Source organism: Anabaena sp. AL93 (assembly GCF_001672085.1).
GTDB lineage: Bacteria > Cyanobacteriota > Cyanobacteriia > Cyanobacteriales > Nostocaceae > Dolichospermum > Dolichospermum heterosporum.
The window spans coordinates 1-8,855 of record NZ_LJOU01000153.1; the positions used below are offsets into that span (position 1 = coordinate 1).

The 8,855-nt window shown below is 40.1% G+C and carries 8 protein-coding genes and 3 pseudogenes; 1 reads left to right on the forward strand and 10 read right to left on the reverse strand.

The annotated features are described in order from the left end of the window. Positions 1 to 260 (forward strand): annotated as a pseudogene (locus tag AN486_RS25210) (hypothetical protein); the annotation flags it as partial. Positions 261 to 335: 75 nt separating this feature from the next. On the opposite strand, the gene AN486_RS25215 reads toward AN486_RS25210, so the two are convergent. From AN486_RS25215 to AN486_RS25260, 10 genes and pseudogenes are all read right to left on the reverse strand, one after another. Further along, the gene (locus AN486_RS25215) at positions 336 to 761 is read right to left on the reverse strand and encodes an anti-sigma regulatory factor (RefSeq protein ID WP_053539128.1); all 426 of its coding nucleotides are present in this window, start codon (positions 759 to 761) and stop codon (positions 336 to 338) included. A gap of 3 nt (positions 762 to 764) precedes the next feature. Beyond that, entirely contained in the window at positions 765 to 2,417 is a 1,653-nt protein-coding gene (locus AN486_RS25220) for a SpoIIE family protein phosphatase (protein ID WP_290602915.1), read from the reverse strand. Between the two features lie 147 nt (positions 2,418 to 2,564). Next, positions 2,565 to 3,041 (reverse strand): annotated as a pseudogene (locus AN486_RS25225) (LuxR C-terminal-related transcriptional regulator); the annotation flags it as partial. Positions 3,042 to 3,163: 122 nt separating this feature from the next. Beyond that, positions 3,164 to 3,364 (reverse strand): annotated as a pseudogene (locus AN486_RS25230) (response regulator transcription factor); the annotation flags it as partial. 653 nt (positions 3,365 to 4,017) lie between these two features. Then, positions 4,018 to 5,133, reverse strand: a complete 1,116-nt coding sequence (locus AN486_RS25235; RefSeq protein ID WP_039203961.1) for an LptF/LptG family permease — start codon at positions 5,131 to 5,133, stop codon at positions 4,018 to 4,020. Between the two features lie 128 nt (positions 5,134 to 5,261). After that, complete coding sequence (gene lptB / locus AN486_RS25240) at positions 5,262 to 5,990, reverse strand: LPS export ABC transporter ATP-binding protein (protein WP_190384008.1); 729 nt, start codon at positions 5,988 to 5,990, stop codon at positions 5,262 to 5,264. Positions 5,991 to 6,016: 26 nt separating this feature from the next. Beyond that, positions 6,017 to 6,511, reverse strand: a complete 495-nt coding sequence (locus AN486_RS25245) for an LptA/OstA family protein (RefSeq protein ID WP_290602916.1) — start codon at positions 6,509 to 6,511, stop codon at positions 6,017 to 6,019. Between the two features lie 213 nt (positions 6,512 to 6,724). After that, the gene (locus tag AN486_RS25250) at positions 6,725 to 7,117 is read right to left on the reverse strand and encodes a DUF309 domain-containing protein (RefSeq protein WP_290602917.1); all 393 of its coding nucleotides are present in this window, start codon (positions 7,115 to 7,117) and stop codon (positions 6,725 to 6,727) included. Then, the gene (locus tag AN486_RS25255) at positions 7,114 to 7,479 is read right to left on the reverse strand and encodes a ferredoxin thioredoxin reductase catalytic beta subunit (RefSeq protein ID WP_027400682.1); all 366 of its coding nucleotides are present in this window, start codon (positions 7,477 to 7,479) and stop codon (positions 7,114 to 7,116) included. Before AN486_RS25255 ends, AN486_RS25250 begins: the two co-directional genes overlap by 4 nt. 68 nt (positions 7,480 to 7,547) lie before the next feature. Then, positions 7,548 to 8,705: a DUF58 domain-containing protein gene (locus AN486_RS25260; RefSeq protein WP_190384007.1), complete on the reverse strand. Its 1,158-nt coding sequence runs from the start codon at positions 8,703 to 8,705 to the stop codon at positions 7,548 to 7,550. Positions 8,706 to 8,855: the final 150 nt, after the last annotated feature.

Sequence of the window (8,855 nt, forward strand, 5' to 3'; positions counted from 1 at the left end):
TTCGTCGCCATCTTGACAAAAATCAAGAAAAATTGGCTGGACTTTATGCTGGTAATCCTCAGCGTAAAACGGCACGTCCTACTGCTGAAATGCTTCTTGCTGCATTTAAAGAAATCACATTGATATTAATTGAGGTTAACAATGAAGTCTACACTCATTTAACTACTCTTTCCCCTTTACAGCAGCGTATTCTTGTTTTACTTGGGTTTCCCCCTACTATTTATACTCAGCTTAGTGGTCAATCTTTTACTCCTGAGTAGAATTCTTCTAACTCTCGCAAAAATGGGCGAACCGGGAGTGACAACTGATAACTGATAACTAAGATAACTAACAACTTACAGAAATAGTTCGGGGAGAGTAGTTTCTAGTTTCAGACAATTAGCACCATTCACCTGTAATTGATACTCTACCTTATCCATCAACCGATTCATAATTAACCAACCATAACCACCTTCTTGCTTTTCTGTGGGGTTGGGAGGAAAGTAAGTAGATAAATCAAAACCTTCACCATAATCCCAAATCTCTATAGATAAATCTCGGTCTTTCAGTTCTAACCGCAGTAAAATTGTTAATCCAGACTTGTTTTTATGGGCATGACGCACAGCATTAGAATATCCTTCTGTTAAAACCAAGCGTAAGCGACCTGATTGTTTGATCCAATCAACAGATTCCCCTAATTGTAATTGTAAGCATCCGAATAACCATTGTTCTGCAATATTGATAAAATTTAGGTCACTGGGAACATGAAGTTCACTTTTCATAACCTATAAAACCTCCAGAGACAGTATAGTTTGATCATCTTCTTGAACATCGTTATTGGCTTGAATAAGAGCTAATAAATTATCAAAATTAAGGGGTTGAGATTGTTTTTTAATAAGTTGCCATAGACCTTCTTGGTTAAGCATAGAATGATGAGTTGTTCTCGAACTGTCTAAGGTTTCCCATACAGTTGCTTCCGTAATTCCATCACTAGTCAGGAGTAATGTATCTCCAGTAGCAAGAATCAAACGTCCGGACTCAGCCTGCCATTTAGGTAATATTCCCAAGGGAATACTGCGAGCTTTCAGATAATGGGGAGAATCATTCACAGTGGCTTGTTCTGACCACACAAAAGGATAAATATGCCCCGAATTAGCATAGACAAGTTCTCTTGTGATTGGGTGATAACGAGCTAAAACCATTGTGATAAAATAATTACTGGTCATTAAATCATCAATCAAAGCATAATTGAGATTTTGCATGATGACATTTGGCTCTACTGCTACTTCTTGACAGAGTTCCCGACGCAGCAAAGAAATCGTACTAGCCATAAACAAAGCCGCTGGCACACCCTTCCCAGAAACATCACCAACTGCTAACCACAAATCACCATTAGGATGAACAAACACTTCAAAAAAGTCACCTCCTACCTCTCGTGCTGGATAGCAACAAGCTTGGACTCTTACACCTGCCATTTCTGGTAAAGTTTGCCGCAATAGGTTATGTTGAATTTGGCGGGCTACTTCCAACTCTAAGTTAATTTGTTGTTGTTTTTCTTGCAAACTCTGATAGAGTTTTGCTTGGGAAAGGGCTAAGGCTGCTTGTTCTGCTACACCTGTAATCAGTTGAATATCTTCTTGATGCCAAATGTGATCACTTCCCAATTTACAAATAGCAATAATAGCTAGTAAATCCTGTTGATAAATGAGTGGAAAAATTAGATATTGACAAGGGATGTCTTCGTAGATATCGTCTTTTATTTCATAATGGTGAGTTTGGAAAACCTCGGCAATTAAATTACTAAGGTCTGGAAGTAAATCATAGATTTTAGATTGAGAATTTTGATAGCAAAATTGCCTTTTGGTTAGTGAATCATCTTCGACTGGTTTGACTAAGCAATAATGAGCCGCAAATGTTTCTCCAATTGTAGTAACGAGTTTTTGCAGCATATTGTCATAGTCTAAAGATTCTCTAATTGCTGTTGTTACAGCATTAAATAAAGATTCCCGTCGCAAGGCACGAGATAATTCTGCTAATCGTTTTTTAACTAAGCGATAGGTATCACTAGCTTGATTGACTAATGTTTGGAGTTGGCTGGGATTCCAAGGTTTTGTAATGTATTTAAATACTCGACCTGAGTTAATTGCATCTACTAAATCTTCTACATCTGTAAAACCTGTGAGCAAAATCCGAATTGTATCAGGAAACCGCTCCACTGTCAGACTTAATAGTTCGCTACCGTTCATTTCAGACATTCTTTGGTCGGAGATAATGACAGCCATTTCACCTTCTTTTTCTAAGATAGCTAAGGCTTCAGTGGCACTATTAGCCTTATAAACTTTAAAATCTTTCCAAAATGTGCGATAGAGGACATCTAAGTTATCTAGCTCGTCATCTACGACCATGAGCTTGAGCTTATCTAACTTTTTTCCAGCCATAAAGTGTCCTTAATTTTAATAACTAAGTAGGTGGACGTGAAATAACCAAAAGTGTGTACTGATATGTAAATTTACCTCAATGCGTTATTGTCGTTGAGTTTTAGCCATTGCAAAAAACGAAATATATTTTGATTTTCCTCCTTCCGCCTACTTAACTAAGCCAGAACGCATAGCAATTACTGCTGCTTGGGTACGGTCATTAGCACCTAGTTTGTTCATAATATTACAAACGTGGGTTTTTACAGTTGCACTTGCAATATAAAGTCTCTTGGCGATATCGTTATTACTACAACCTTTGGTAATCAATTCTATCACTTCTAATTCTCTGTCTGAGAGAATACCGACTTTAATAAGTTGTTTATGATCATGGGATTTGAGAGAATCTTGTTTTTGCTTGGCCTTTTCTACAAGAATCCGGGCAATCACTGGATCAATCCAAGGATTTCCCTCAGCAGTTACCCGGATAGCATTCAGTAAGTTGTCAAACTTGATATCTTTCATACAGTAAGAGTCTGCACCAGCACTAAAGGCTGAAAGTACGGATTCTTCATGATCAGATGATGTTAAGATTAATACTTTTGTATTTAATAACTGTTGATGATTCCCTTTAATTTTCCTGGTTAGGGACTTCCAAATAAAAAAATACTCAACCACCTAACGCAAAAATCTCTCAAACCCTTATTCCTCTGTGTCCTCTGCGCCTCTGTGGTTCGTTAATCAGGATAATTTATTTCTTGGAAGTCCCTTAATTCAATTCCATCTTGATCTGGTAAACCTATATCCACAATCGCCACATTTGGCTGTAGCTTTTTTAACATTATCAACCCATGACGAGCATTATTAGCTTGTTCAACTAGTTCAATTTCGTCTTTTCGTTGTAATGCTGTGCAAATACTGAGACGAGTGAGTTCATGATCTTCAATGATGACAGTGCGGATTTTACTCATTTTTCGTCACATATTTTGGTTTTTGCCGTCCACCTGACTTAAAAATAATACCCCACCCCTAGCCCTCCCCGTTCTTCGAGGGGGGAATAAGAAGTTTTTCCATATATTCTGGTATACATAGTTCATGATGGCTACTTAGATATACTAAACACGGGTGAGATTTAAACTTTTGCCAAATGACAAAGAACCCAGATGTGTAGGGGTAAAGCAAGAGCTTCATTGGTGTCAACTTAACGTAAAACATCTATCCCGCAAAGAACTCAATTCATCTCATTCCCAGTCTCTAACTGGGAATGAATCCTAGAAGGCTCTGCCCTCAATGATATTAGAGGCAGAGCCTCATCAACTGCATTCCTAGTCAGAGACTAGGAACGAGGTGTGGCATGGATTTGAGCTTAAGTTGACACCATTAAGCTTTTGCTTTACCCCTACGTTTAGAATCAAACAATCAAGCAAATTACTGAGTATATTAAATAATATAACCTTTTTTTGACTAAGTTATTCCAAAGCCAGACAGCAAAGTAGTTTTACTCCTGACTCCTGACTCGGCGATCGCTAATTTTAGATTTTAGGGAACACCAAAAAATAAATTACCCAATTTTGTGGGATGGGCATCCTGCCCGTCCTTGATAATTAGCGGGATTTACTGTATATTAACGCTGGGCTACTCGCAATAACAAAAACAAACCTGTGGCTAATCCAAATAAATTAGGCAACCAAGCACCAATGAAGGGCGAAAGAATACCAGCTTGTGCTAACGCCCCAGAGACGGATAGTAGCAAATAGTAACTAAAAATTACAATCACGCTAATACCAAAACTTGTGCCACGTCCAGTGCGTTGAGGGATGCTACCCATAACTGAACCAACTAAGCCAAAAATAACGCAAATAAAGGGAAAGGCGATTTTTTGTTGGATTCGCACTTGGAGTTTGCGAATTTTTTGATTGTTCCCACCTAAACGTTCTATTTCTAATTGTTCTAAGGCTTGGGAGATATTCATTTCGCCGTAGTCTCGGCTATTTTCGGCTAAGGTTAAAGGTGTGCGAGGAAGTTGTAATTGCTGATGTTCAAATCGTAAAATATTCCGATATGAGCGATCTGTCGCTACTAAATAGATAGTCCCATTATAAAAATCCCAAACTTGTTTTTGAGTGTTCCATTTAGCTGATTCGGAAACAACGATTTGATCAACTCCGCCTCTGGAACGATCTATAATTGTTAAACCATTCATTTGCTTACCATCAAATTGGTCAGCATAAAATAAGCGAGAAAGGATCTTTTTTCGAGTACCATCTGCTTCTTTAAATTCTCGATATTCGGGATAGTAAATATTTTGTTGTTTAAAGGAAGGTTGGTCTGATTTGAGAGCTTGTGCTAGGGTGATAGTGGCTTTGTAATTGGCAGCGGGGGCAATTTGCTCATTAAATAAATAAGTGATGAGAGTGACGGCAAAACTTAACACCACAGCCGTCAAAACCATGCGATAAACACTAACACCACACCCACGCAAAGCGATTAATTCACTTTCGCTAGAAAGGCGACTATAGGTCATTAAAGTAGCTAACAAAGTGGACATGGGGAAAGAGTACACCATGACATAAGGTAGCTTTAAGAGGAAAATCTCTAGGGCGATATTGAGAGGTAGCCCGGATTCTACAACCTTTCGCAGTAATTCAAATAAACTATCAATTGCTAAAACTACAGAAGTAAATGCACCAACACCAAATAAAAATGGTGAAATTAATTGCATCGCTAAATAGCGATCCATGATAGAAAATGAAAATATTGAAATTAAATTGGAGAAGGGTTTAATCTGTTTAGATATCATGATTATGTTTCGTGAAATCTCTCTTAGAGATCCCGCAGGGTAGATGCAAAGGAACAAAGGCACAAAGTTTAAACTGCGAAATTATCACCTAAATAATATTGTCGCACCAAGGGGTTGTTATACAGTTCGTCAGAGTTGCCAAAAGCCAGAATTTGTCCTTCACGCATGATATAACCACGATCTGTTATGGCTAGGGTTTCGCGGACATTATGATCTGTGATTAAAATTCCCATACCGCGATCGCGCAGTTGACTGACAATCTCCTGAATCTCAGACACAGCAATGGGATCAACTCCAGCAAAAGGTTCATCTAAAAACAGGAATTTGGGTCCTTCTTTCCCTGCTGCTAAAGCCCTCGCTAATTCTGTGCGTCGTCGTTCACCACCAGAAAGTTGAATCCCTTTACTATTAGCTACCTTTTCTAAGCGAAATTCTTGTAGTAAGGTATGTAGTCTGTGTCTCCATTCTCTCCTGGGAACTTGAGTTTGTTCAAATACTAGGAGAATATTTTCTTTCACTGACAACTGACGAAATACACTTGCTTCTTGAGCTAAATAGCCAATACCTAATCTAGCCCTTGCGTGCATGGGGAAATTGGTAATATCTAAATTGTCTAACCACACTTTGCCATGATTCGGTTTTTCTAAACCTGTGGCAATGTAAAATGTTGTCGTTTTCCCCGCACCATTAGGACCAAGTAAACCGACAACTTCCCCCTGGCTAACAGAAAGGCTAACACGATTTACAATTAATCGTTTACCGTAGGATTTGTGAATATTCTCTAAAACAATTTTCACTATGGGATTTTGTCTAGGTATAGATGCTAATTAGAACGCTTTAAGGCTGGAGTTTTTGGGGCTGGTTTCGTAGTTTGTCTACTAGGATTAGAATCTTCTATCATATATATAGATTCTACCTGACGGTTAGATTGGGGTAAGGCGATGAATCTGCCTTCGTCAATTAAATAGGTGACTTTTTCGGCACGAATGCTATTGCTACCCTGTTGTAAAATGTAAACATTACCACTGAAGTCAATCCGTTTTTCTTTACTAAAGTATTGAGCTTGAGCGGATGTGGCTTGAATTTGCCGAGCCGGGTAGACCATTTGCACATTACCACGAGCAGTAATTACTTGAGTTTTCGCGTCATATTCTTGGGTATCGGAGCGAATAGTCAGGGGACGATTTCCCCCAGATTGGGCTGTAGCTGGTGGCAATTGGCTGGGCAATCCTGCAACACCTACAAGGGAAATTGGCAGTGCTAAGGCTAATCCTAAGCGGCGTATCCGTGATTTTAGTAATTGATAAGGAGGTATCATAGTAATTAGGGAACAGGGAACGGGGAACAGGGAGATAAAAATCAAATATGAGTCCTATAGCAAAAATGGACGGTTTTTTAAACTTTAAGTTTCGCTTCCAGAACCTTTGCTCACAACTGGCAAAAATTTGTTAATTGTTACCGAATTATCAAGTCTGACACACCCACAAAAAATTAAGCAAATAAATCCCACAAATCATCAAAATCCCACAAATTATAGTTTAGACAGGGAAATACTGGGTAAAAGCCTAACTTGATTTTGAGCCAATTCTCTATTTGCCATTGGTTGTAGACTTTCTTGTTGTAGTGTTTTTAACAAATCCACACTTTCAGTTAGTAATTCTTCCACATTAATACCGCCGTAGCTAGGTAGATAACGCCGAAGACGATTACTACCTTCGCCTAAAAGAATCATTGCCCCCCGTTGGTTATGATTACCCAGATGATATAGTCCTACAGCAATTTGGAGAATACCTTGATAAAAAGTTTTATCTGGTTCGATACTATCGATCCAGAGTGCTTCAAGAATGTCATGGCAAGCGTAGAACTGTCCAGCATTGAACTGTTCTACACCTTGCCAAAACTCTTCAGGCATGATTTCGCTCATCCCATGCTATCCCGAACTTCTTTAATACAATCGAGAGAAATTTCCTGTTTGTCCCCAGAAAATTCATTTTCAGGAGTGAGGAATAGCATACAGTGACATTCTTTGCGTTCGCGCATGGGTACGCAGGGACAGTTCCAAAAAGCGGCGTTAACTTCGGCTTCTTTATCTTCGTAGTGACGACAAGGACATAAGGGCGCACCGAGTTCGTCTTTATGCTTGGCTAGTCCTTCGATGACAACTGCGGTAACGGAAGGTTCAGAACAGAAGAATGTTCCCGTCCGTTTGGCGTATTGTTCGGAAAAATGCCGCATTGCTTCTAGGCTTTTATCGCTGGATTTTGAATTCACTTCTGATGTGACCATTGGTTGTGCTGTTTATAAATTTCCATGTTTCTTTGCATTGTACATCAGGCTCAGTGTGAGAAATCGTTTCAAAATAAACTGAGGGCTTTTTGTAGTTGGGGTTGTAGTTCTTGTTCGTTTTGGACGATGATGCCAGGATATTCCCGATTAATGAGGTTTGGTGTGGCTGAATCTGGATTTTGCCACAGTAGCCAACGACTACCCGGAGGTAAGGAAGATGTGGTGAAAGAGTTTTGGGTTAGCCAAATGAGGGGGCGGTGATCTGGTGGTAAGCTGTTTTTTTCGGTGGGGTTGGTGGCTGCTAAGGTTTCGAGAACGGAGATATTACCTGTAGTTAAACCTGTGGCTGATGTCCATAGTTGCACTTGCAGTTTCTGTTTTTGGGCATAAAAATACAGGGAAGCAGCAGCAATCACGGCTTGTTCAAACAATTCTTGTTGCCATATAAAGGAACTATCTATGGCAATGATAATTTCTTGTCCCCCGGTAATTACTTCTAATTCTCGGACTCGTAATTCTCCATAGCGAGCGCTCGTCCGCCAATGAATCAACCGAGTAGGATCACCGATGCGATAGGGACGTAGCGATCGCACTAATCCCGTTGTTGCCATCTGTAAAGGTTTACCACGCGGATCTCCCCTTTGGCTATCATCTTGTCCGATTTCATCAATTAAGGGGCAGGTAGTCAAGGGTAAAACGGTGGGATAAACAGTCGCCCTAGCTTCACACTGACGAGGACGACGACAGGAAAATAAACCCCAGGGCGCACCTGTGACTAATTCTACTGTGTGCCAGCGGTAAATACCACGCTGTTGGGTCGGGTGATAATAGATGCACTGATAACTCTCTTGTGGTGGAATAGCTTCAATATTTTGCTGGACTGGTTGACCAAGAATAAATGGGAGAATGTCTCTAATTTGTAATAGACTAGAAGATTGTTTTTTCTGATTTTGAATTTCTATTTCAATTTTCAGTGCATCACCGGCGGTTACTGGTGCAATAGGACGACGTTTGACAATTATACCTGTGAGCGATCGCGGTGCAACAAAAGCCGACACCCCCAAAAGCGCAAAACTAACCCCACTAATCACATACAGCCAGCCAGCCATGGTATTAATCCCTGCACCCAAATAACACACAGAGATTCCCGCCAACACCCAACCGCCATAAGCAGGTGCAGCAGCCCAGGTTTCCAACCAATTGTTGATTTTTTTAGTAATTTTCATCTTTCTTGTTTAACTTAATTTTGGGGGAACAGGGAACAGGGAACAGGGAATAGGCAAGAGGCAAGAGGCAAGAGGCAAGAGGCAAGAGGCAAGAGGCAAGAGGCAAGAGGCAAGAGGCAAGAGGCAAGAGGCAAGGGGCAAGAGGCAAGG

Bases quoted from the DNA above. Each gene is read 5' to 3' on its own strand.
- AN486_RS25215 (WP_053539128.1), bottom strand. From the start codon at position 761: ATGAAAAGTGAACTTCATGTTCCCAGTGACCTAAATTTTATCAATATT.
- AN486_RS25220 (WP_290602915.1), bottom strand. From the start codon at position 2,417: ATGGCTGGAAAAAAGTTAGATAAGCTCAAGCTCATGGTCGTAGATGAC.
- AN486_RS25235 (WP_039203961.1), bottom strand. From the start codon at position 5,133: ATGGATCGCTATTTAGCGATGCAATTAATTTCACCATTTTTATTTGGT.
- AN486_RS25245 (WP_290602916.1), bottom strand. From the start codon at position 6,511: ATGATACCTCCTTATCAATTACTAAAATCACGGATACGCCGCTTAGGA.
- AN486_RS25250 (WP_290602917.1), bottom strand. From the start codon at position 7,117: ATGAGCGAAATCATGCCTGAAGAGTTTTGGCAAGGTGTAGAACAGTTC.
- AN486_RS25255 (WP_027400682.1), bottom strand. From the start codon at position 7,479: ATGGTCACATCAGAAGTGAATTCAAAATCCAGCGATAAAAGCCTAGAA.
- AN486_RS25260 (WP_190384007.1), bottom strand. From the start codon at position 8,705: ATGAAAATTACTAAAAAAATCAACAATTGGTTGGAAACCTGGGCTGCT.